The sequence below is a fragment of the Pseudomonas sp. HN11 genome, assembly GCF_021390155.1.
Classification (GTDB): domain Bacteria; phylum Pseudomonadota; class Gammaproteobacteria; order Pseudomonadales; family Pseudomonadaceae; genus Aquipseudomonas.
Window position 1 is genome coordinate 5,906,431 of record NZ_CP089985.1, and the last position, 20,549, is coordinate 5,926,979.

At 60.6% G+C, this 20,549-nt stretch carries 19 protein-coding genes; 5 read left to right on the top strand and 14 right to left on the bottom strand.

What is annotated here, in order from left to right:
* Position 1: 1 nt before the first annotated feature.
* From LVW35_RS27165 to LVW35_RS27175, 3 genes are all read right to left on the bottom strand, one after another.
* On the bottom strand, positions 2-1,066 hold the full coding sequence (locus tag LVW35_RS27165) for a putative 2-aminoethylphosphonate ABC transporter ATP-binding protein (protein ID WP_233892799.1): 1,065 nt from the start codon (positions 1,064-1,066) through the stop codon (positions 2-4).
* 104 nt (positions 1,067-1,170) lie between these two features.
* Positions 1,171-2,034 carry a LysR family transcriptional regulator gene (locus LVW35_RS27170; RefSeq protein ID WP_233892801.1) on the bottom strand — a complete coding sequence of 288 codons (864 nt, stop codon included), beginning with the start codon at positions 2,032-2,034 and terminating at the stop codon, positions 1,171-1,173.
* A gap of 16 nt (positions 2,035-2,050) precedes the next feature.
* Positions 2,051-4,303: a heavy metal translocating P-type ATPase gene (locus LVW35_RS27175; RefSeq protein ID WP_233892802.1), complete on the bottom strand. Its 2,253-nt coding sequence runs from the start codon at positions 4,301-4,303 to the stop codon at positions 2,051-2,053.
* Positions 4,304-4,388: 85 nt separating this feature from the next.
* Here LVW35_RS27175 and cadR point away from each other — a divergent pair, with 85 nt between their 5' ends.
* Positions 4,389-4,829, top strand: a complete 441-nt coding sequence (gene cadR / locus LVW35_RS27180) for a Cd(II)/Pb(II)-responsive transcriptional regulator (protein WP_233892803.1) — start codon at positions 4,389-4,391, stop codon at positions 4,827-4,829.
* On the opposite strand, the gene LVW35_RS27185 is transcribed toward cadR, so the two are convergent.
* From LVW35_RS27185 to LVW35_RS27195, 3 genes are all read right to left on the bottom strand, one after another.
* Positions 4,830-5,663 (bottom strand): thymidylate synthase, encoded by an 834-nt coding sequence (locus LVW35_RS27185; RefSeq protein ID WP_233892804.1) that lies wholly within the window; start codon positions 5,661-5,663, stop codon positions 4,830-4,832. It lies immediately after the preceding gene.
* A gap of 51 nt (positions 5,664-5,714) precedes the next feature.
* Positions 5,715-6,527: a prolipoprotein diacylglyceryl transferase gene (gene lgt, locus LVW35_RS27190; protein ID WP_010207296.1), complete on the bottom strand. Its 813-nt coding sequence runs from the start codon at positions 6,525-6,527 to the stop codon at positions 5,715-5,717.
* A gap of 64 nt (positions 6,528-6,591) precedes the next feature.
* The gene (locus LVW35_RS27195; protein WP_233892805.1) at positions 6,592-7,374 is read right to left on the bottom strand and encodes a sulfite exporter TauE/SafE family protein; all 783 of its coding nucleotides are present in this window, start codon (positions 7,372-7,374) and stop codon (positions 6,592-6,594) included.
* A gap of 120 nt (positions 7,375-7,494) precedes the next feature.
* On the opposite strand from LVW35_RS27195, the gene LVW35_RS27200 reads away from it, so the two are divergent.
* Positions 7,495-8,241 (top strand): NRDE family protein, encoded by a 747-nt coding sequence (locus LVW35_RS27200; RefSeq protein ID WP_233892806.1) that lies wholly within the window; start codon positions 7,495-7,497, stop codon positions 8,239-8,241.
* A gap of 44 nt (positions 8,242-8,285) precedes the next feature.
* Here LVW35_RS27200 and ptsP read toward each other — a convergent pair whose 3' ends face one another.
* Complete coding sequence (ptsP, locus tag LVW35_RS27205; protein ID WP_233892807.1) at positions 8,286-10,565, bottom strand: phosphoenolpyruvate--protein phosphotransferase; 2,280 nt, start codon at positions 10,563-10,565, stop codon at positions 8,286-8,288.
* A gap of 22 nt (positions 10,566-10,587) precedes the next feature.
* On the bottom strand, positions 10,588-11,067 hold the full coding sequence (locus LVW35_RS27210; RefSeq protein WP_003176750.1) for an RNA pyrophosphohydrolase: 480 nt from the start codon (positions 11,065-11,067) through the stop codon (positions 10,588-10,590).
* Between the two features lie 143 nt (positions 11,068-11,210).
* Here LVW35_RS27210 and LVW35_RS27215 point away from each other — a divergent pair, with 143 nt between their 5' ends.
* On the top strand, positions 11,211-11,867 hold the full coding sequence (locus tag LVW35_RS27215) for an HAD family hydrolase (RefSeq protein WP_233892809.1): 657 nt from the start codon (positions 11,211-11,213) through the stop codon (positions 11,865-11,867).
* Positions 11,868-11,977: 110 nt separating this feature from the next.
* On the opposite strand, the gene LVW35_RS27220 is transcribed toward LVW35_RS27215, so the two are convergent.
* Together LVW35_RS27220 and ilvA are read right to left on the bottom strand one after the other, a co-directional pair.
* Positions 11,978-12,391, bottom strand: a complete 414-nt coding sequence (locus LVW35_RS27220) for a DUF2269 family protein (RefSeq protein WP_233892810.1) — start codon at positions 12,389-12,391, stop codon at positions 11,978-11,980.
* 41 nt (positions 12,392-12,432) lie between these two features.
* Positions 12,433-13,947 (bottom strand): threonine ammonia-lyase, biosynthetic, encoded by a 1,515-nt coding sequence (gene ilvA, locus LVW35_RS27225; RefSeq protein ID WP_033897581.1) that lies wholly within the window; start codon positions 13,945-13,947, stop codon positions 12,433-12,435.
* Positions 13,948-14,084: 137 nt separating this feature from the next.
* Between ilvA and rpiA the strand changes: the two genes are divergently transcribed.
* Positions 14,085-14,756 (top strand): ribose-5-phosphate isomerase RpiA, encoded by a 672-nt coding sequence (gene rpiA, locus LVW35_RS27230; RefSeq protein ID WP_233892812.1) that lies wholly within the window; start codon positions 14,085-14,087, stop codon positions 14,754-14,756.
* Positions 14,757-14,809: 53 nt separating this feature from the next.
* Here rpiA and LVW35_RS27235 read toward each other — a convergent pair whose 3' ends face one another.
* The 4 genes from LVW35_RS27235 to LVW35_RS27250 form a co-directional block, all read right to left on the bottom strand.
* On the bottom strand, positions 14,810-15,724 hold the full coding sequence (locus LVW35_RS27235) for an SdiA-regulated domain-containing protein (protein WP_233892813.1): 915 nt from the start codon (positions 15,722-15,724) through the stop codon (positions 14,810-14,812).
* Between the two features lie 120 nt (positions 15,725-15,844).
* Positions 15,845-16,771, bottom strand: a complete 927-nt coding sequence (locus LVW35_RS27240) for an SdiA-regulated domain-containing protein (protein ID WP_233892814.1) — start codon at positions 16,769-16,771, stop codon at positions 15,845-15,847.
* A gap of 174 nt (positions 16,772-16,945) precedes the next feature.
* Entirely contained in the window at positions 16,946-17,611 is a 666-nt protein-coding gene (locus LVW35_RS27245) for a fumarylacetoacetate hydrolase family protein (protein WP_233892815.1), read from the bottom strand.
* 21 nt (positions 17,612-17,632) lie between these two features.
* Complete coding sequence (locus LVW35_RS27250; RefSeq protein WP_233892816.1) at positions 17,633-19,027, bottom strand: FAD-binding oxidoreductase; 1,395 nt, start codon at positions 19,025-19,027, stop codon at positions 17,633-17,635.
* A gap of 205 nt (positions 19,028-19,232) precedes the next feature.
* Here LVW35_RS27250 and serA point away from each other — a divergent pair, with 205 nt between their 5' ends.
* The gene (gene serA / locus LVW35_RS27255) at positions 19,233-20,462 is read left to right on the top strand and encodes a phosphoglycerate dehydrogenase (protein WP_003195214.1); all 1,230 of its coding nucleotides are present in this window, start codon (positions 19,233-19,235) and stop codon (positions 20,460-20,462) included.
* Positions 20,463-20,549: the final 87 nt, after the last annotated feature.

Below are 20,549 nucleotides of genomic sequence, written 5' to 3' on the forward strand. Positions count from 1 at the left end.
CTCAGGCAAACACCTGCAAACTGCGCGGCGGCAAGGCCACCCAGATGTTCTGAGCACCCAGGCGCGGCATGGCTTCCGGGGCCAGTTCGGCCAGCAGCGGATGGCCGGGCAATTGCTCAAGCTCGAAGCTCATGCGGCAGCGATTGCCGAGGAAGGTGATCTCGCGAACCTTGGCCGGGAACAGATTCTCTTCATGCACCTGCGGGTTGACGCTGATGGCTTCCGGACGGCAGAACAAACGGCCGGACTTGGCCACGCCGGCATCGTCAGCCAAGCGCATGTGCATCCCACCGACCTGGGCGTGGCTGGCACTGTTGCGGCTGAACGGCAGCCAGTTGCCCTGGCCGACAAATTCCGCCACGAACGGCGTGGCCGGACGGTCGTAAATTTCCTGGGGCGTGGCGTATTGCTCAACCTTGCCGTTATTCATCACGGCGATGCGGTCGGCCATCAGCATGGCTTCGTCCTGGTTGTGGGTCACCATCAGGGTGGTGACGCCCAGGCGGCGTTGCAATTGGCGCAGCTCGGTGCACAGATGCTCACGGACGCGGGCGTCGAGGGCCGACATCGGTTCGTCCAACAATAACAGTGAAGGTGCAGGCGCCAGCGCTCGGGCCAGGGCAACCCGCTGTTGCTGGCCGCCGGAGAGTTGACCGGGGTATTTCTTTTCGCTGCCGACCAGGCCGACCAGTTCCAGCATCTGTCCGACACGCTTGCGCACTTCTTCGCGGCCGCTGCCGGTGAGTCCATAGCCGATGTTCGCTTCGACGGTAAGATTGGGAAACAGCGCGTAGGACTGGAACAGAATGCCGTAGTCCCGCGCCTGGGGTGGCAGCAGGGAAACATCACGGCTGCCCAGGTAAAGTTCGCCGCTGTCCTGACGCTCCAGGCCGGCGATGCAGCGCAGCAAGGTGGTCTTGCCGCAACCGGATGGGCCCAGCAGGCACACCAGCTCACCGGCGGCGACATCCAGGGAGACGTTGTCCAGCGCAGTAAAGGCGCCGAAGCGTTTCTGGATACCGCGCACTTTCATCGGCGCGCCGGGTTGGATCAGGGTTGTGTTCATGCAAGGCACCTCATCGAACGGATGAAGCCCATGCTAGGCAGGCAATGCGTCCCTGTTGTGGCAGAAAGGCAAAAGGGAGTGATAGTGGTATTGGTGGATTTTGGTTAAAGCGGCGACATTTCCTGCGCCAACCCCAGAAATGCCGCCGGCAACCGCGCGCCTTTGCGCTCCTTGAGGCAGTAAAGATACTCGGGAATCTGCGGCGCATTCTCGAAGGTCAGCACCCGCAATTGCGGATCGTGTGGCACTTCCTGCCGCGCAATGATGCTGATGCCAATGTTGCGCAGCACCGCCTCACGGATCGACTCGCGGCTGCCGATTTCCAGCAGAGGACCGTAGCTCACGTTGGCGCTTTGCAAGAGTTCTTCAGTCAGGCGTCGTGTGGTGGAACCGGCTTCGCGCATCAACAAGGTGTGCCCGGCCAAAGCACTCAGCGGCACATGATCCAGCTTGGCCAGCGGATGATTGCGATGCACCGCCAGCACCAGCGGGTCGGTGCCCAGCACACGGCGAATCAGACGCGGGTCTTCCAGCAGTTGCGAGGACGCGGCGACATCGACGCGGTAGTCGTCCAAGGCTTCAAGCACTTGTTGGGAGTTGCCGATTTCCACCGAGACCTCCACCTGCGGCAAGCGTTCGCGAAAGGCTTTGACCAGGTCGAGGATGTAGTAAGGCGCTGTGGCGGCAATCCTCAATGCACCCTGGACCTGGCCACTGTTGCGCAGGAAAAACTCGATATCCGCCTCTTGCTGCAACAGCTCCTTGACCATTGGCAGCAGGCGCGCGCCCTCGTCGCTGACGGTGAGGCGGCGGCCGCCGCGGTAGAACAACTCGACGCCGTACTGGCTTTCCAGGTTACGAATTTGCGTGGTGACCGTGGGTTGGCTCAGGCCGAGCTTTTTCGCCGCCTGGGTGATGCTGCCCAGGCGGGCGACCATGAAAAACGCCTTCAACTCGGCACTCAGCACATCACCCTCACATCAATTATTTGCGCAACAGGCGCAGGCCATTGAACACCACCAGCAGGGCCACGCCCATGTCGGCAAACACCGCCATCCACATGGTAGCCAGGCCCAGGAAAGTGACGATCAGGAAGATCGCCTTGATCACCAGCGCCAGGGCGATGTTCTGCTTGAGGATACTCGAGGTTTGCCGCGACAGACGAATGAATGCCGGAATCTTGCGTAAATCATCATCCATCAACGCCACGTCAGCGGTCTCGATGGCGGTGTCGGTGCCGGCCGCAGCCATGGCAAAACCGATCTCGGCACGGGCCAACGCCGGGGCGTCGTTGATGCCGTCACCGACCATGCCCACCCGATGGCCTTGGCCATAGAGAGTTTCGATGGCTTGCAGTTTGTCGGTCGGCAACAGGTCGCCCTGGGCTTGATCGATGCCGACCTGGGCGGCAATCGCCTGGGCGGTGTGGGTGTTGTCGCCAGTGAGCATCAGGGTCTTGATGCCCAGCTCGTGAAGGTGCGCGATGGCTTCTCGGCTGCTGTCCTTGACCGTGTCGGCCACGGCGAACAGTGCCAGCGGGCCGGACTTGTCGAGCAACAGCACCACGGACTTGCCCTGTTTTTCGAGGGCAAAGAGTTTTTCTTCCAGCTCCGGCGAGCACAGGCCCAGATCTTCCACCAGGCGGTGGTTGCCCAAGTGATAGGTGTCGCCGTTGATGTCGCCGCGCACGCCACGTCCGGCCAGAGCCTCGAAGTTGTCCACAACGTGGACCGGCAGGTTTTTATCCACAGCCGCATTGGCAATCGCCAGCGACACCGGGTGATCGGAACGCCCGGCCAGACTGGCGGCCAGGGCCGGCGCGCTGTCTGCGACGCTAGGGAACAGCGCCAGGTAATCGGTTTGCACCGGTTTGCCGTGGGTGATGGTGCCGGTCTTGTCGAGGGCCAGGTAGTCGAGCTTGTAACCACCCTCCAGGTACACGCCGCCCTTGATCAGGATACCTTTGCGCGCCGCCGCCGCGAGGCCGCTGACGATGGTCACCGGCGTGGAAATCACCAGCGCACACGGGCATGCCACCACCAGCAGTACCAGGGCGCGGTAGATCCAGTCGAACCAGGCGCCGGCCATGAACAATGGCGGAATCAGAGCCACGCCGAGGGCGAACAGGAACACCGCCGGGGTGTAGATCTTCGAGAAGCTGTCGACAAACCGCTGGGTCGGCGCCCGTGCGCCCTGAGCCTGCTCCACCGCATGAATGATGCGCGCCAGGGTGGAGTTATTGGCCGCAGCGGTGACTGCGTACTCCAGGGAACCGGCCTGGTTGATGGTGCCGGCGAAGACTTTATCGCCCACGGTTTTCTCGATTGGCAGGCTTTCACCGGTGATCGGTGCCTGGTCGATGGTGGATTGGCCGGCAGTGACTTCACCGTCCAGGCCGATGCGCTCGCCGGGCTTTACCCGCACGATCGCACCCAACTCAATACTGTTGACCTCTTGTTCAGCCCACGAACCGTCGGCCTGCCGCACCGTGGCTTGTTCGGGCGTCATCTGCATCAAACCGCTGATGGCATTGCGTGCACGGTCCAGGGACTTGGCTTCGATCAACTCGGCCACGGTGAACAGGAACATCACCATAGCCGCCTCCGGCCACTGGCCAATCATAATCGCGCCAGTCACTGCGATGCTCATCAGGGCATTGATGTTCAGGTTGAGGTTTTTCAGGGCAATCCAGCCCTTTTTGTAAGTGGTGAGGCCGCCGCTGAGGATCGACACCAATGCCACCAGCGCGATCACCCACGTCGGTGCGGCATTGGTGAAATGCAGCACTTCGGCACCCAACGCGCCAACGCCAGACAATGCCAGTGGCCACCAGTGTTTCTTGGTGGGCGGCTCAGCAACCGGAGTGCCTTCTTCGACAGGATCAGCCCGCATCCCCAAGGATTTGATGGCCTCGATGATCGGCGCAGTGCTCGGCAAGTCATGGGTGACGCCCAGGATGCGGTTGATCAGGTTGAATTCCAGCTGCTGCACGCCGGCCAGCTTACCCAGTTTGTTCTGGATCAGCGTTTGCTCGGTGGGGCAGTCCATGGCTTCGATGCGGAAGGTGCTCAGCCGCGAGCCGGCGGTAGGCGCCTCGCTCAGTTGCACCAGAGCGGGAGCCGGGGTACCGGAACAGCAGGAGCCGCCGTTGCCGTGGTCATGCACAGGCGTGAGTTTTTTCGGGCCATGATCGTGGTCGTGATCGTGTTTATGCGGGGTGTGGATGGAGTCGCTCATTCTGTCGCGTCCGTAAAGGTGCCTGTTGCCAAGTAAAGACCCTGTAGCCACTATAGGGTCAAGCACCCATTTGGAGATTGCTGCGATGAAGATCGGTGAACTGGCCAAACTGACCGACTGCCCGGTGGAAACCATCCGTTACTACGAGAAGGAAGGTCTGCTGCCGCCCCCGGCTCGCACCGATGCCAACTACCGCGTGTACACGCAGGCGCATACAGAGCGGCTGGTCTTCATCCGCAACTGCCGCAGCCTGGACATGACCCTGGAAGAAATCCGCAGCCTGCTGGGCCTGCGCGACAGCCCCCAGGACCAGTGCGAAAACGTGAATGCGCTGATTGACGAGCACATTCACCATGTGAAGGCGCGGATCGATGGGCTGTTGGCGTTGCAAGAGCAATTGCTGGACTTGCGCCAACGCTGTGGCGGCGGGCCCGAGTGCGGGATTCTGCAGCGGCTGGAAGTCAGCGGAAGTGTGGCAACCAGCGAGGCTGAGCCCTCGCATGTAGGGCGCAGCCACGGGCATTGATCAGATGGCCACGTCGGCCTTGATGCTTGGGTCGGCGTCGTAACCGACGATTTCGAAGTCTTCGAACTTATAGTCGTAGATCGACGCAGGCTTGCGCTTGATCACCAGCTCCGGCAGCTTCTTCGGCGTGCGCGCCAGCTGGGTACGGATCTGTTCCATGTGGTTGCTGTAGGCATGGGTGTCACCGGTGGTGACGATGATCTCATGAGGGATCAGGTCGCACTGCTGGGCCAGCATATGGGTGAGCAAGGCCAGCGCGGCGGTGTTGTACGGAAGGCCGAGGAAGACGTCGGAGCTGCGGATATACAACTGCATCGACAGGTGACCATCGTGCACGAACGCCTGGTACAGCAGGTGGCACGGCGGCAGGGCCTGCTTGCCGTTGCGCGCGTTTTCCTGGGGGCTCTTGGTCTCGTCGGGCAGGTACTCGACGTTCCAGCCGTGGAACAGGATGCGGCGGCTGTTGGGGTTGGTCTTGAGCGTGTGGACCATGTAGTCGATCTGGTTGATCGTACCGCCATCCTTGGTCGGCCAGGCGGTCCACTGCTCGCCGTACACCGGCCCGAGGTCGCCATCTTCGGTGGCCCATTCATCCCAGATGCGCACGCCATTTTCATTCAGCCACTTGATGTTGGTGTTGCCGCTCAACATCCAGATCAACTCATTGGCGATGCTTTTGAAGTGAAGCTTCTTGGTGGTCAACAGCGGGAAGCCGTCGGCCAAGTTATGCCGATACTGACGGGCAAACACGGCCCTGGTGCCGGTGCCGGTGCGATCGCCCTTGGTCAATCCATTGGTCACGACGTCGTTCAGTAGTTCGAGATATTGCTTCATGTTGGTACCCGTATCGTTGAAGCCCGGACCCTACGGTCCGGGCATTCGAATTTAAAGCGCGGTGTTCTTCAAAGGTTGCGGGCGATTGTATGCCCACCACAGCAGGCCCAGACCGCCAAGAATCATCGGCAGGCTGAGGATCTGTCCCATGGTCACCCAACCGAACGCCAGGTAGCCCAGTTGTGCATCCGGCACACGCACGAACTCGACGATAAAGCGGAAGATCCCATAGAACAACGCGAACATGCCCGACACCGCCATGGTCGGGCGCGGCTTGCGCGAGAAGATGTAAAGGATAAGGAACAGCGCCACGCCTTCCAATGCGAACTGATAAAGCTGCGACGGGTGGCGCGGCAGTTGCGCCGGGTCGCTGAACGGCGGGAATACCATGGCCCAGGGCACGTCGGTCGGCTTGCCCCACAGCTCGGCGTTGATGAAGTTGCCGATGCGCCCGGCGCCCAGGCCGATCGGTACCATTGGCGCAACGAAGTCCATCAGCTGGAAGAACGATTTGCCATTGCGACGGCCGAACCACCACGCGGCGATCATCACGCCAATGAAACCACCGTGGAACGCCATGCCGCCCTTCCACACTTCGAAGATCAGCGTCGGGTTGGCAATGTACGCAGAAAGGTCGTAGAACAGCACATACCCCAGGCGTCCGCCGACAATCACCCCCATCGACAGCCAGAAAATCAGATCGGAGAGCTTCTCCTTGGTCCAGGTCGGGTCGAACCGGTTCAGGCGTCGAGAGGCCAGAAACCAGGCACCGCCGATGCCGATCAGGTACATCAACCCGTACCAGTGGATTTTCAGCGGACCGATGGCCAGGGCCACCGGGTCGATCTGCGGGTAAGGCAGCATTGCGACTCCTCGTTAAATCATTCGTTAGGCGAGCGGACCATGCCCGGACGCGATTAAGCCTGCATTACAACAAAAAGTTTATGCCGACACAGAACAGCAATCCGGCGAACAACCGCTTGAGCAACCGCGGCGACAGCCGGTGCGCCAAGCGTGCGCCGAAGCGGGCAAACACCATACTGGTCAGGGCAATGCCCAGCAGTGCCGGCAAATACACGAACCCTAGACTATGAGCGGGCAACAACGGGTCATGCCAGCCCAGAATCATGAAACTTAATGCACTGGCCAGCGCAATCGGCAGGCCACACGCCGATGAAGTGGCGACCGCCTGTTGCATCGGCACGCTGCGCCAGGTCAAAAACGGTACGGTCAACGAACCGCCGCCAATCCCGAAAATCGCTGAGGCCCAGCCGATAAAGGTACCGGCGACGGTCAGGCCGAATTTGCCCGGCACCGTCCGGCTGGCTTTGGGCTTAACGTCCAGGGCCAGTTGCACGGCCACCAGCAAGGCAAATACGCCGATGATCTTTTGCAGGTGCGGACCGGAAATCGCCTCGGCGGTCAGTGCGCCAAAGCCTGCGCCGATCAGGATGCCCACGGTCATCCATACAAAGATCGGCCAACGCACCGCGCCCCGCCGGTGATGCTCGCGCACAGCGTTCACCGAGGTAAAGATGATGGTCGCCAGGGAGGTGCCTACGGCCAAGTGGGTCAGCACCTGCGGGTCGAAGCCCTGCAAGGTAAAGCTGAACACCAGCACCGGCACGATGATGATCCCGCCGCCCACGCCAAACAGCCCGGCGAGTACACCCGCACAGGCGCCGAGCAGCAAATACAGCAGAAATTCCATGGGAGCCCCCGAACCAAGTCCGGCATGTTAACGGATGGAAGGCATGCGACCCAACTGGATACGATGGAACGCCTCGGCGTGAGTGGGTAGAGTGGCTAAAAACACAAAAGGGATCGCCTGATGTGCCTGATTGTTTTCGCCTGGCGGCCGGGCCACGCCCAGCCGCTGATCGTCGCGGCCAACCGCGATGAGTTCTACGCCCGTCCCAGCCTGCCGCTGGCACAATGGCTGGATGCGCCCGAGGTCTACGCCGGCCGCGATCAGGAAGCCGGCGGCACCTGGCTGGGGGTAAATGCAGAAGGGCGCTTTGCCGCGCTGACCAATATCCGCGACCCGCACCAGCCGCCGGCCCGCAAGTCCCGTGGCGAGTTGGTCGCACGCTTTCTCAACGGTTCGCTGCCGATTGAAGAGTATTTGTCCGACGTTAACGGCCGTTCGATTGAATATGCCGGATTCAACCTGCTGGTGGGCACGCGGGATGAACTGTGGCATTACAACGCCAACCACACCGAGGCGACGCGATTGAAGGCCGGGGTGTATGGGTTGTCCAACGCCGGGCTGGATACGCCGTGGCCTAAATTGCTCAAGGCCAAAGCGGCGTTGAGCGCGGTGCTGGAAGATCCACAGCCGGAAGCCTTGTTGGGGATTTTGAGTGATCCGCAGACGGCACCGTTTGCGGACCTGCCGGATACCGGGGTGGGCTTGGCGACCGAGAGTTTGTTATCCAGCGTGTTTATTGCCAGCCCGAGTTATGGAACACGAGCGAGTACTGCGTTGATTGTGAATGCCGACGGGACGCGGCGGATGGTGGAACGCAGTTTTGGCCCGCATGGTGGGCGGTTGGGCGATGTAGAGATCAAACTGTAGTGAGCGGGGCAAGCCCGCTCACTACAAAAGTCCACCACCTGAAATCAGAGGGTCTTCGCGGAGGCCGGGTTGATCATCCGAGTCAACCCAAGGTTCTTCAGCGCTAACTGCAACGAGCTGTGGATAACCTGCGGGTTGTCGATGGTCATCAACTCCGCCAACAAATCCTTGGCCATGCTCAGCTCCACCTGGCGCAGCATCCACTTCACCTTCGGCAAGTTGGTGGCGTTCATCGACAGGCTGTCAAAGCCCATTGCCATCAACAGCACCGCCGCCGCCGGGTCGCCGGCCATTTCACCGCAGATGCTCACCGGCTTGCCTTCGGCATGGGCGTCGCGCACCACGTGTTGCAGGGCTTGCAGCACCGCCGGGTGCAGGTAGTCATAGAGGTCGGCCACCCGTGGGTTGTTACGGTCCACGGCCAGCAGGTATTGGGTCAGGTCGTTGGAGCCCACCGACAGGAAGTCCACCTGCCGCGCCAGCTCCTTGGCCTGGTACACCGCCGCCGGGATTTCGATCATCACGCCAATCGGCGGCATCGGTACGTCGGCGCCTTCGTCGCGCACTTCGCCCCAGGCGCGGTGAATCAGGTGCAACGCCTCTTCCAGCTCATGGGTGCCGGAGATCATCGGCAGCAGGATGCGCAGGTTGTTCAGACCTTCGCTGGCTTTAAGCATGGCGCGGGTCTGTACGAGGAAAATTTCAGGATGGTCGAGGGTGACGCGAATGCCGCGCCAGCCGAGGAACGGGTTGTCCTCTTTAATCGGGAAATATGACAGTGACTTGTCGCCGCCAATGTCCAGGCTGCGCATGGTCACCGGCAACGGGTGGAAGGCCTGCAATTGCTCGCGATAAATCGCCAGTTGCTCCTTCTCACTCGGAAAACGCTGGTTGATCATGAATGGCACTTCGGTGCGGTACAGCCCCACCCCCTCGGCGCCGCGCTGTTGTGCGCGAGCCACATCGGCGAGCAGGCCGGTGTTGACCAGCAGCGGCACTCGGTGGCCATCGGTGGTCACGCATGGCAGCTCGCGCAATGAGTCGAGTCCCAACGCCAGTTGCTTCTCTTCTTCCACCACCTCGGCGTATTGCTTGCGCAGGACTTCGCTGGGGTTGGTGAACACTTCACCGCGATGGCCATCGACGATCATGTCGATGCCATCCACTTTGGAATACGGCAGGTCCACCAGGCCCATCACGGTCGGGATGCCCATGGCCCGGGCCAGAATCGCGACGTGGGAGTTGCCCGAACCCAGTACCGACACCAGGCCGACCAGCTTGCCTTCCGGCACTTCGCCGAGCATGGTGGCCGTCAGCTCTTCACTGATCAGGATGGTGTTGTCGGGGTAGACCAGGTTGGTGGTACGGTCTTCCTGCAAGTAGGCCAGCAGACGGCGACCGAGGTCGCGCACATCCGAAGCGCGTTCGCGCAGGTAGGCGTCGTCCATCAGTTCGAAACGGTTGACGTGATCAGTGACCACCTGGCGCAGTGCGCCCTGGGCCCACTGCCCGGTCTTGATCACAGTCTTGACTTCGTTACCCAGCGACGCGTCGTCGAGCATCATCTGGTACACGTCGAACAGCGCGCGCTCTTCGGGGCGCAACTGGGTGGCCAGCTTGTTCGACAGGTTGCGCATGTCGGCGCGCACGCCTTCGAGGGCGGTCTTGAACAGTTTGATTTCAGCGTCGATGTCTTTGACGGTCTTGTCCGGCACCACATCCAGGTCCGCCGGCGGCAACATGACCACCGCCGTACCGACCGCCGCGCCCGGTGAGCCCGGCACGCCCACGAACTTGGCTTCCTGGATGCCCTTGCCCTCACGCCCCAGGCCGCGAATCGAGCCCGTGGCTTCGGCGTGGGCAATAACCCCGGCGAGCTGCGCGCTCATGGTCACGAGGAAGGCTTCTTCACCTTCGTCAAACTGGCGACGTTCTTTTTGCTGGATGACCAACACGCCGACGACGCGGCGGTGGTGAATGATCGGTGCGCCGAGGAACGAGGCGTAACGCTCTTCGCCGGTTTCGGCAAAGTAGCGATAACGCGGGTGATCGGCCGCGTTTTCAAGGTTCAGGGGTTCTTCACGCGTCCCCACCAGGCCCACCAGACCTTCATTGGGCGCCATGCTGACCTTGCCGATAGAGCGCTTGTTCAAGCCCTCGGTGGCCATCAGCACAAAACGGTTGGTCTCGGGGTCCAGCAGGTAAACCGAGCAGACCTGGCTGCCCATGGCCTCCTTGACGCGCAACACAATAATCCCCAACGCCGCCTTGAGATCCTTGGCGGAGTTAACTTCCTGGACGATCTTGCGCAGCGTATTGAGCATGGCTCGGGGTCGAACTCCGTCGTCAGTCGCGCGCTAAAAGGCGCGGGGCAAGCTCTTTGAGAGCGCGACGATAAACTTCGCGCTTGAATGTCACCACCTGGCCCAACGGGTACCAATAGCTGACCCAACGCCAGCCATCGAACTCCGGTTTACCGGTCAAATCCATCCGCACCCGCTGCTCGTTGGAGATCAGGCGCAGGAGAAACCATTTCTGCTTCTGGCCGATGCACAGCGGTTGGCTGTGAGTACGCACCAGGCGTTGCGGCAAACGATAACGCAACCAGCCACGGGTACAGGCCAGAATTTGTACATCTTCGCGCTCAAGGCCGACTTCTTCATTCAACTCACGGTACAAGGCGTCTTCAGGGGTTTCGTCGGGGTTGATTCCGCCTTGAGGAAACTGCCAGGCATCTTGGTTGATTCGGCGAGCCCATAGCACCTGCCCGGCATCATTCGTAAGAATAATCCCGACATTAGGACGGAAACCATCGGGGTCGATCACGGCAACAACCTCGCAAACGCATGTCGTCGCATTGTTCCACAAAGGTTGATGAAGCGGCAACGAGGCTTCTTACCTTATGTGCACTCTTGTGAAAAGACCGTATTCTGGACGCCTTTTTACAGACATTTCAGCGAGTAACTGCAATGCGCCTGGCTTTATTCGACTTGGACAACACCCTCCTCGGCGGTGACAGCGATCACGCCTGGGGCGATTACCTCTGTGAACGCGGGATTCTCGACCCGGTCGCCTACAAGACCCGCAATGACGAGTTCTACCAGGATTACCTAGCGGGCAAGCTGGACAACGCTGCCTACCTGAACTTCAGCCTGGAAATCCTCGGCCGCACCGAGATGGCCCAACTGGAGGAGTGGCACAGCGACTTCATGCGCGACTGCATCGACCCGCTGATGCTGCCCCTGGCCGTTGAATTGCTGGCCAAGCACCGCGCCGCCGGTGACAAGCTGGTGATCATCACCGCCACCAACCGTTTTGTCACCGCACCAATTGCCGCACGCCTGGGCGTCGAAACCCTGATCGCCACCGAGTGCGAGATGGAAAACGGCCGCTACACCGGGCGCAGCACCGATGTGCCGTGCTTTCGCGAGGGCAAGGTGACGCGCTTGAACCGTTGGCTGGAAGAAACCGGCTACAGCCTTGAGGGCAGCTACTTCTATAGTGACTCGATGAATGACCTGCCTTTGTTGGAGCAGGTGACTCATCCGGTGGCGGTGGATCCGGATCCGAATTTGCGGGCTGAGGCTGAGAAGCGTGGCTGGCCGGTGATTACCCTGCGTAGCTGATGACGCCTTCGCGAGCGAGCCCGCTTGTGTCTTGAGCCGGTATCTTCAGAAGAACTCGGTCAAGTGTGGGAGCGGGTTTGCTCGCGAATGAGGCGCCTCGGTCTAACGCCTTAAACCGGCTTGGCACCCATCAACCCGGCAATCGCCACGAACCCCACCAGACTGACCACCGCCAGCACCAGCGTGAAGTTGAGGTTACCGCCCTCGCCCTTGCGCAGACGGTTGAGCCGCGCCACCAGCCAGAACCAGGCCAGCGCCGCCACGGTGTAGAGGATGCTGGAACCCAGGATCCACGTCTGGCCCAGCGGCCAGCCGACCAAGTGCACCAGCCACCAGCCGGTAAACGGCATGCTCACCACACACACGCCCATCAATAACCAGATAAACGCCCACGGGCGCTGCACGGTCACCGTCGGGCCGGCGCTGCGTTTGCGCCAGGCCAGCAATGCGAGGCCGAGGCCGCTGAGCAGCAGCAACACCGTGGCTGCGATGTGGATAACTTTCAAGGTTGTCAGGGTTTCCATGTGTCGTCTTCCTTAAAGGCCGCCCCAATCAGCGTAGTCGCTCAACCGAGGAACAGTTTGTAGGCCGGGTTATCGCTCTCATCCCAGTACGGGTAGCCAATGGCTTCAAGGGCTGCCGGTACCAGGTGACGCTCGTCCGCCGGCACTTGCAGACCGGCGACCACACGGCCGTCGGCTGCGCCGTGGTTGCGATAGTGGAACATCGAGATGTTCCAGCGCCCGCCTAATTTGTTAAGAAAGTTGAACAAGGCTCCCGGACGCTCCGGGAATTCGAAGCGGAACACCACTTCATTGCTGACGTGGGCTGCATGGCCGCCGACCATATGGCGGATGTGCAATTTGGCCAGCTCGTTCTCGGTCAGGTCCAGCACCGGGAAACCCTGGCTGGTGAGACTGGCGATCAGCGCGCTGCGCGGGTCGTTTTCCGGGTGGGTCTGCACGCCGACAAAGATGTGCGCCTCGCTGCCGGAGTGGAAGCGGTAGTTGAATTCGGTGATCTGGCGCTTGCCCACGGCCTCGCAAAACGCCTTGAAGCTGCCGGGTTTCTCGGGGATGGTCACGGCGATGATGGCTTCGCGGCCCTCACCCAACTCAGCGCGCTCGGCCACATGGCGCAAGCGGTCGAAGTTGACGTTGGCGCCGGAGTCGATCGCCACCAGGGTCTGCCCGGTGACGCCACGGGTCTCGACGTATTTCTTGATCCCGGCCACACCCAATGCCCCTGCCGGCTCGGTGATGGAACGGGTGTCGTCGTAGATGTCTTTGATTGCCGCACAGATTTCATCGGTGCTCACGGTGATCACTTCATCCACATAGTCCTTGCAGATGTCGAAGGTGTGCTGGCCGATCTGCGCCACCGCCACGCCATCGGCGAAGATACCAACAGTCGGCAGCACCACGCGCTCGCCCGCCGCCAGCGCGGCTTGCAGACAATTGGAGTCGTCCGGCTCGACGCCGATGATCTTGATGTCCGGGCGCAGGTATTTCACGTACGCCGCAATACCGGCGATCAGCCCACCGCCGCCCACCGGGACGAAAATTGCGTCCAAAGGCCCTGGGTGTTGGCGCAGGATCTCCATCGCCACGGTGCCCTGCCCGGCAATGGTGTGCGGATCATCATAGGGGTGGATATAGACGTAGCCTTTTTCGTCGACCAGTTTCAGCGAGTAGGCCAAGGCTTCCGGGAAGGAATCGCCGTGCAACACCACTTTGCCGCCACGGGAGCGCACGCCTTCGACTTTGATCTCCGGGGTGGTCTTGGGCATCACGATGGTGGCTTTGACCCCCAGCACCTTGGCCGCCAGGGCCAGGCCCTGGGCATGGTTGCCCGCCGACGCCGTGACCACGCCACGTGCGCGCTCTTCGGCAGTCAGTTGGGTCAGCTTGTTATAGGCGCCACGAATCTTGAACGAGAACACCGGCTGCAAGTCTTCACGCTTGAGCCAGACCTGGTTGCCCAGCCGCTCGGAGAGCTGGCGGGCGGTCTGCAACGGGGTTTCTACGGCAACGTCGTAAACGCGCGAGGTGAGGATCTTTTTGACGTACTGTTCAAGCATCGGCGGGAATCACTGAGCAGGTTAGGCAGGGCCAAGGAGTCTAACCCAGCGTTTGGCCGGGCGACCACACGAATCCCGAGGTTTTGTTGGGTTATACTCGCCGCCCTCGATAACTCCCCGCCCGTTCCGGAGCCCGCATGACCCAGGATCAACTCAAACAGGCAGTGGCCCAGGCCGCTGTCGATTTAATCCTTCCTAAACTCGACGACAAGAGCATCGTCGGTGTCGGCACCGGCTCCACCGCCAACTGCTTCATCGACGCACTGGCCCAGCACAAAGGCGCATTCGACGGCGCCGTGGCCAGTTCCGAAGCCACCGCCGCACGCCTGAAAGGCCATGGCATCCCGGTGTACGAGCTCAACACCGTGAGCAACCTGGAGTTCTACGTCGACGGCGCCGATGAAAGCGACGAACACCTGAACCTGATCAAGGGCGGCGGCGCAGCCCTGACCCGCGAGAAGATCGTCGCGGCCGTGGCCAAGACCTTCATCTGCATCGCCGACGCCAGCAAACTGGTGCCGGTACTCGGCGCATTCCCGCTGCCGGTGGAAGTCATCCCGATGGCCCGCAGCCACGTGGCTCGCGAACTGGTGAAACTGGGCGGCGACCCGGTGTACCGCGAAGGCGTGCTGACCGACAACGGTAACATCATCCTCGACGTGTTCAACATGCAGATCACCAATCCCGTTGAACTGGAGACTCAGATCAACGCGATCGTCGGCGTGGTCACCAACGGCTTGTTCGCCGCGCGTCCGGCGGATGTGCTGTTGCTGGGCACCACCGAAGGCGTGAAAACCCTCAAGGCCTGACGCGTTACTAAATGTGGGGGGCTTGCCCGCTCCCACATTGGTCCTGCGGGACTTCAGAGACTTGTTTTCTTGAATACGTAGAACAGGTTCGGCTCGCTGACGAGGTACAACGTGCCCTCGTCATCCATGGCGATCCCCTCGGCCTGCGGCACCCGCTTCGTCAGGCCATGGCGCCCGTTGAGCAGTGACAGACTGCTCAACGGGCGACCGTCGATATCCAGTTCCAATACCAGGAACGACTCATCCGACAGCGCCAGCAGATGGCCGCTACGTTCGTCGTATTGCAAGCTCGACAGGTCACGCACAAACAGTCCGGCATCACGCTTGGGGTTGTTGATCACGTGGACCGAGTAGGTTTTTTCCGGCTTGAAATGGGGAAAGCCATGAACCTCATAGATCAGCATAGGATCGCGCTCTTTGGCCACGAACAGGCGCTTGCCCACCGAGTCATAGGCCAGGCCCTCAAAGCCCTTGTTGCCGCCAACGTGCAGGCCCAGGGTCATCTGCTCCGCATCGGCGGCGTCGAGGAATTGGGTGTCGTCGTCCACATGCACCTTGATCAGCCGCTGCTGGCGCTCATCGCTGATCACATAAATGTTGTCGCTGATGAATTCCACCGCCTCGGCATCGCCAAACCCTATCAGGGGAATACGCCGCAGGATCTTGCCCTCCAGCGACAGCTCGATCAGTTCGGCGTTTTTGTTGGTGACGGTAAACAGGCTTTTACGCACCGGATCGTAGGTCAGGGCCGATACATCGTCATCGAGGCCTTCGATCACCTGGGCCTCCAGGGCTACCCGGTAGTCCGCCAGGCCAATGGAGCGTTCGTCCGTGGGCTGACGCCACGCCTGCCAGTTGAACCAGGCGCGCTCGAACAGGCGAAAATGCTGCGCGACAGCCCCGGCGCTGACCAGAGCGATCAGCGCAAGAATGAAGAAAAGCGGTTTGGGGCGGGCTAGTCGTCGCATCGGGCGGGCTCAAAATCAAAAGTGGCGAATGAATATCACGCCTGTCTGAATTTAAACTTAAACGCGCCCTGATGTCTGGCGAATGCCGCTCATAGAGACATATCCGACGTAATCGGTGTGCTATTTCTGCTTTTCAAAACGATAGAAGAGGTTTGGCTCACTGACTATGTACAGGGTGCCATTCTCGTCCATGGTCACCCCTTCCGCACGTGGAATGGTGCTTTTGAGGCCATTGAAACCACCAAGCAGGGTCATGAAGCTGACTTGCTCGCCTTTCTCGTCCAGCTCCAGTAGCAGGTGGGAATCGGCCGACAGCACCAGCAGATGCCCGGTACGCGGGTCGACGGCCAAGGCCGAGAGGTTGCGCATGTCCAATTCTTTGCTGGCCAGCTTTTGCTTATCGCCAGCCAGGGTCTGGCCGCCGTCGCTTTTCCAGGTGAACAATGCCGGCGGGCGCTCTTCACCGAGCACCAGTTGCTGGTTGCGCTTGTCCCAGGTGATCGCTTCAAAGGCTTTATTCTGGTCCTTGGACGGGCCCAGGTCATAGCTCGGGAAATCGGCCTTGCTCAACGCAGCAGTGGTGGCGTCGACCTTGACGATGGTCAGCGTGTGCTGGCGCTCATCGACCACGGCGATCAAGCCGTTTTCCATCACTGTCACGCCTTCCGGGTTATCCCAGCCGTTGAGCGGCATCTTGCGCAGCACATCGCCTTGCAGGCTCAACTCGACGAGGAAGGGGTTTTTGCCCATCACCGAAAACAGGGTTTTGGTCTGGGGGTTGTAGGCGACGTCCGAAGCTTCGTCCTTCTCCATCCCCGGCAGAAGCTTGCCATCGATGACGGCGTGGTAATCCGGCAGCCATACGCTTTCCTGGCGTTCGGCCGGTGTTTCAAACCGCTCCAGCAACCAAAGCACGCCGCGATCATCCCAGTGCATGGCCCAGGCAACGCCATAGGAGATCACCCCCACCAACAACAGCCAGGAATACCAGCGCAAGGCAAAGCGGGAACGTGGCTTGGGTGTAGCAGAGGGCAGGGGCACGGCCATTGAGCGCTTTTTCCGGAAAGTCAGCGTTACGTGATAGCACAGGAACGACAAGCCCGCGCGCAAGAGGCTGAGGATTATCCGGATTGTGTGTGAAAAAAATGCAAAAAACAGGTAGCTGGATGCATGCGATCCAATGTGGGAGCAAGCCCGCTCCCACATTTTTACTGCGTTTGGTCAGCGAACCTGGCTTTCGAAACGGCTCACACCCGACAGCTCCAACACCAGCTCATCGCCCAGATTCAGCGGGCCCACGCCGGCCGGGGTGCCGGTGAGGATCACATCGCCCGCTTGCAGCGAGAAGCAGCCGGCCATGTGCTGGATCATCGGGATGATCGGGTTGAGCATCTGCGCGCTGTTGCCATCCTGGCGTACTTCGCCATTGATACTCAGGCGGATGCCGATGTCGGTCACGTCCGGGAAGGTGCTGCCCACCACGAACGGTGCGATCACCGCCGCACCGTCGAAGGACTTGGCGATTTCCCACGGCAGGCCCTTGGCTTTCAGCTCGGCCTGCTTGTCGCGCAGGGTCAGGTCCAGGGCCGGGGCGAAGCCGGAAATGGCGTCCAGCACTTCTTCACGACTGGGCTTGGTCGACAGCGGCTTGCCGATCAATACCGCGATTTCCGCTTCGTAATGCACCGAACCGCGCTCGGTCGGAATGCTGAAACCGCCTTCCAGCGGCACCACGCAACTGCCCGGCTTGATGAACAGCAGTGGCTCGGTCGGCACCGGATTGTCCAGCTCCTTGGCGTGTTCGGCGTAGTTACGTCCGATACACACCACTTTACCGAGCGGAAAGTGGATGTTGGTGCCGTCGACATACTTGTGCTGGTAGCTCATGGAACGACTCCTTCAGGGCGATTAAACAGCGAAGATCTTGCCAGGGTTCATGATCCCGTTCGGGTCGAACACCGCTTTCACTGCCTTCATGTATTCGATTTCAACCGGCGAGCGGCTGTAGGTCAGGTAGTCACGCTTGGTCATGCCCACGCCGTGTTCGGCAGAGATCGAACCGTTGTACTTCTCGACGGTTTCAAAGACCCACTTGTTCACGGTGGCGCACTTGGCGAAGAACTCGTCCTTGCTCAAGTTTTCCGGCTTGAGGATGTTCAGGTGCAGGTTGCCGTCGCCGATGTGGCCGAACCAGACGATTTCGAAGTCTGGGTAGTGTTCGCCGACGATCGCATCGATTTCCTGCAAGAACGCCGGCACTTTGGAGACCGTCACTGAGATGTCGTTCTTGTACGGGGTCCAGTGGGAAATGGTCTCGGAGATGTACTCGCGCAGTTTCCACAGGTTGTGCAGCTGGGTTTCGCTCTGGCTCATCACGCCGTCCAGCACCCAACCTTGCTCCACGCAGTGTTCGAAGGTTTCCAGCGCGTGGTTGGCGACTTCTTCGGTGGTGGCTTCGAATTCCAGCAGTGCATAGAACGGGCACTCGGTTTCGAACGGGGCCGGCACATCGCCACGGCCCATGACCTTGGCCAGGGCCTTGTCGGAGAAGAATTCGAAGGCGGTCAGGTCCAGTTTGCTCTGGAACGCGTGCAAGACCGGCATGATCGAGTCGAAGTCAGTGGTACCAAGCACCATGGCGGTGAGGTTTTTTGGCGCACGGTCCAGGCGCATGGTGGCTTCGACCACAAAGCCAAGCGTGCCTTCGGCGCCAATGAACAGCTGGCGCATGTCGTAGCCGGTGGCGTTCTTGATCAGGTCGCGGTTCAGCTCCAGAACGTCACCCTTGCCGGTGACGACCTTCATGCCAGCCACCCAGTTACGCGTCATCCCGTAGCGAATCACCTTGATCCCGCCGGCATTGGTGCCGATATTGCCGCCAATCTGGCTGGAGCCGGAGGATGCGAAGTCCACCGGGTAGTACAGGCCTTTTTCTTCAGCGACGTTCTGCAATTGCTTGGTGACCACGCCCGGCTGGCACACGGCAGTACGGTCGGTGAGGTTCACGTCGAGGATCTGGTTCATATAGTCGAACGACACGACCACTTCGCCATTCGCCGCCACGGCAGCGGCCGACAAGCCGGTACGCCCGCCCGATGGCACCAGCGCCACCTTGTGGGTATTGGCCCAACGCACGATGGCCTGGACCTGCTCGATGGTCTTGGGGAAGACGATGGCGGTCGGCGCGGGTGCGAAGTGCTTGGTCCAATCCTTGCCGTAAGCCTCCAGGGAGTCTGCATCGGTCAGCACTTTGCCGGGCTCAACCAGGGTCTTTAGCTCATCAATCAGGGCAGGATGGGTCATCGACAGAACTCTCGAACAATTCATGGTCATCCTGAGAACGCTTCACGTCGCAGGAATAGGTGTTTAGCGGGGCGCGTATGCTAGCATACCGCCCCCGCAGGACAGAGCCCAAGGGCGTTTCTGCGGTGACGGCTTTCCTGCCGTCCGGGTCAGCTTACGTGATCCGATTCCCTGCCATTTTTCTCCGGGATACAGGTTTACGCAGATGAGCAAGACTTCTCTCGATAAGAGCAAGATCAAGTTCCTTCTTCTGGAAGGCGTCCACCCATCGGCTGTCGACGTTCTGAAAGCCGCTGGGTACACCAGCATTGAGTACATCACCAGTTCTCTGCCGGAAGCCCAACTCAAGGAAAAGATCGCCGACGCGCACTTCATCGGCATTCGCTCCCGCACTCAGCTGACCGAAGAGATCTTCGATCACGCCAAGAAACTCGTGGCAGTCGGCTGTTTCTGCATCGGCACCAACCAGGTCGACCTCAACGCAGCGCGCGAGCGCGGCATCGCGGTGTTCAACGCACCGTACTCCAACACCCGTTCCGTTGCGGAGCTGGTGCTGGCCGAGGCCATCCTGCTGCTGCGCGGCATTCCTGAGAAGAACGCTTCCTGCCACCGTGGCGGCTGGATCAAAAGCGCAGCCAATTCTTTCGAAATCCGTGGCAAGAAGCTGGGTATCGTCGGTTACGGCTCGATCGGTACTCAACTGTCGGTCCTGGCGGAAGGCCTGGGCATGCAGGTGTTCTTCTACGACACCCTGACCAAGCTGCCATTGGGCAACGCGACCCAAGTCGCCAGCCTGACCGAGCTGTTGGGCATGTCCGACATCGTGACCCTGCACGTTCCGGAAACCGCTGAGACCCAGTGGATGATCGGCGAGAAGGAAATCCGCGCCATCAAGAAAGGCGGCATCCTGATCAACGCAGCCCGTGGCACCGTGGTCGAGCTGGACGCCCTGGCCGACGCGATCAAGGACAAGCACCTGATCGGCGCCGCCATCGACGTGTTCCCGGTGGAACCTCGCTCCAACGACGACATCTTCGAAAGCCCGCTGCGTGGCCTGGACAACGTGATCCTGACCCCGCATATCGGCGGCTCCACCGCTGAAGCCCAGGCCAACATCGGCCTGGAAGTCTCGGAGAAGCTGGTCAAGTACAGCGACAACGGTACTTCGGTTTCGTCCGTGAACTTCCCGGAAGTGGCCCTGCCGGCTCACCCTGGCAAGCACCGTCTGCTGCACATCCACCAGAACATCCCTGGCGTGATGATGGAGATCAACAAGGTCTTCGCGGAAAACGGCATCAACATCTCTGGTCAGTTCCTGCAGACCAACGAGAAGGTCGGCTACGTGGTGATCGACGTCGACGCCGAGTACTCGGACCTTGCGCAAGAGAAGCTGCAGCACATTAACGGGACCATCCGAAGCCGCGTGCTTTTCTAGAGCGGTGGCCGTGGTCCGCGGCAAGCTACAAATTTCAAGCCGCAAGCGAAAAGCGCTTACTTGCAGCTTTTAACTTGCCGTTTGCAG

Excerpts from the sequence above, each read along its gene's own strand:
- ptsP (WP_233892807.1), bottom strand. The coding sequence starts at position 10,565 with ATGCTCAATACGCTGCGCAAGATCGTCCAGGAAGTTAACTCCGCCAAG.
- LVW35_RS27245 (WP_233892815.1), bottom strand. The coding sequence starts at position 17,611 with ATGAGCTACCAGCACAAGTATGTCGACGGCACCAACATCCACTTTCCG.
- LVW35_RS27215 (WP_233892809.1), top strand. The coding sequence starts at position 11,211 with ATGCGCCTGGCTTTATTCGACTTGGACAACACCCTCCTCGGCGGTGAC.
- rpiA (WP_233892812.1), top strand. The coding sequence starts at position 14,085 with ATGACCCAGGATCAACTCAAACAGGCAGTGGCCCAGGCCGCTGTCGAT.
- LVW35_RS27235 (WP_233892813.1), bottom strand. The coding sequence starts at position 15,724 with ATGCGACGACTAGCCCGCCCCAAACCGCTTTTCTTCATTCTTGCGCTG.
- ilvA (WP_033897581.1), bottom strand. The coding sequence starts at position 13,947 with ATGCTTGAACAGTACGTCAAAAAGATCCTCACCTCGCGCGTTTACGAC.
- LVW35_RS27185 (WP_233892804.1), bottom strand. The coding sequence starts at position 5,663 with ATGAAGCAATATCTCGAACTACTGAACGACGTCGTGACCAATGGATTG.
- LVW35_RS27175 (WP_233892802.1), bottom strand. The coding sequence starts at position 4,303 with ATGAGCGACTCCATCCACACCCCGCATAAACACGATCACGACCACGAT.
- LVW35_RS27250 (WP_233892816.1), bottom strand. The coding sequence starts at position 19,027 with ATGACCCATCCTGCCCTGATTGATGAGCTAAAGACCCTGGTTGAGCCC.
- LVW35_RS27240 (WP_233892814.1), bottom strand. The coding sequence starts at position 16,771 with ATGGCCGTGCCCCTGCCCTCTGCTACACCCAAGCCACGTTCCCGCTTT.
- LVW35_RS27165 (WP_233892799.1), bottom strand. The coding sequence starts at position 1,066 with ATGAACACAACCCTGATCCAACCCGGCGCGCCGATGAAAGTGCGCGGT.
- LVW35_RS27220 (WP_233892810.1), bottom strand. The coding sequence starts at position 12,391 with ATGGAAACCCTGACAACCTTGAAAGTTATCCACATCGCAGCCACGGTG.
- LVW35_RS27195 (WP_233892805.1), bottom strand. The coding sequence starts at position 7,374 with ATGGAATTTCTGCTGTATTTGCTGCTCGGCGCCTGTGCGGGTGTACTC.
- lgt (WP_010207296.1), bottom strand. The coding sequence starts at position 6,527 with ATGCTGCCTTACCCGCAGATCGACCCGGTGGCCCTGGCCATCGGTCCG.
- cadR (WP_233892803.1), top strand. The coding sequence starts at position 4,389 with ATGAAGATCGGTGAACTGGCCAAACTGACCGACTGCCCGGTGGAAACC.
- serA (WP_003195214.1), top strand. The coding sequence starts at position 19,233 with ATGAGCAAGACTTCTCTCGATAAGAGCAAGATCAAGTTCCTTCTTCTG.
- LVW35_RS27200 (WP_233892806.1), top strand. The coding sequence starts at position 7,495 with ATGTGCCTGATTGTTTTCGCCTGGCGGCCGGGCCACGCCCAGCCGCTG.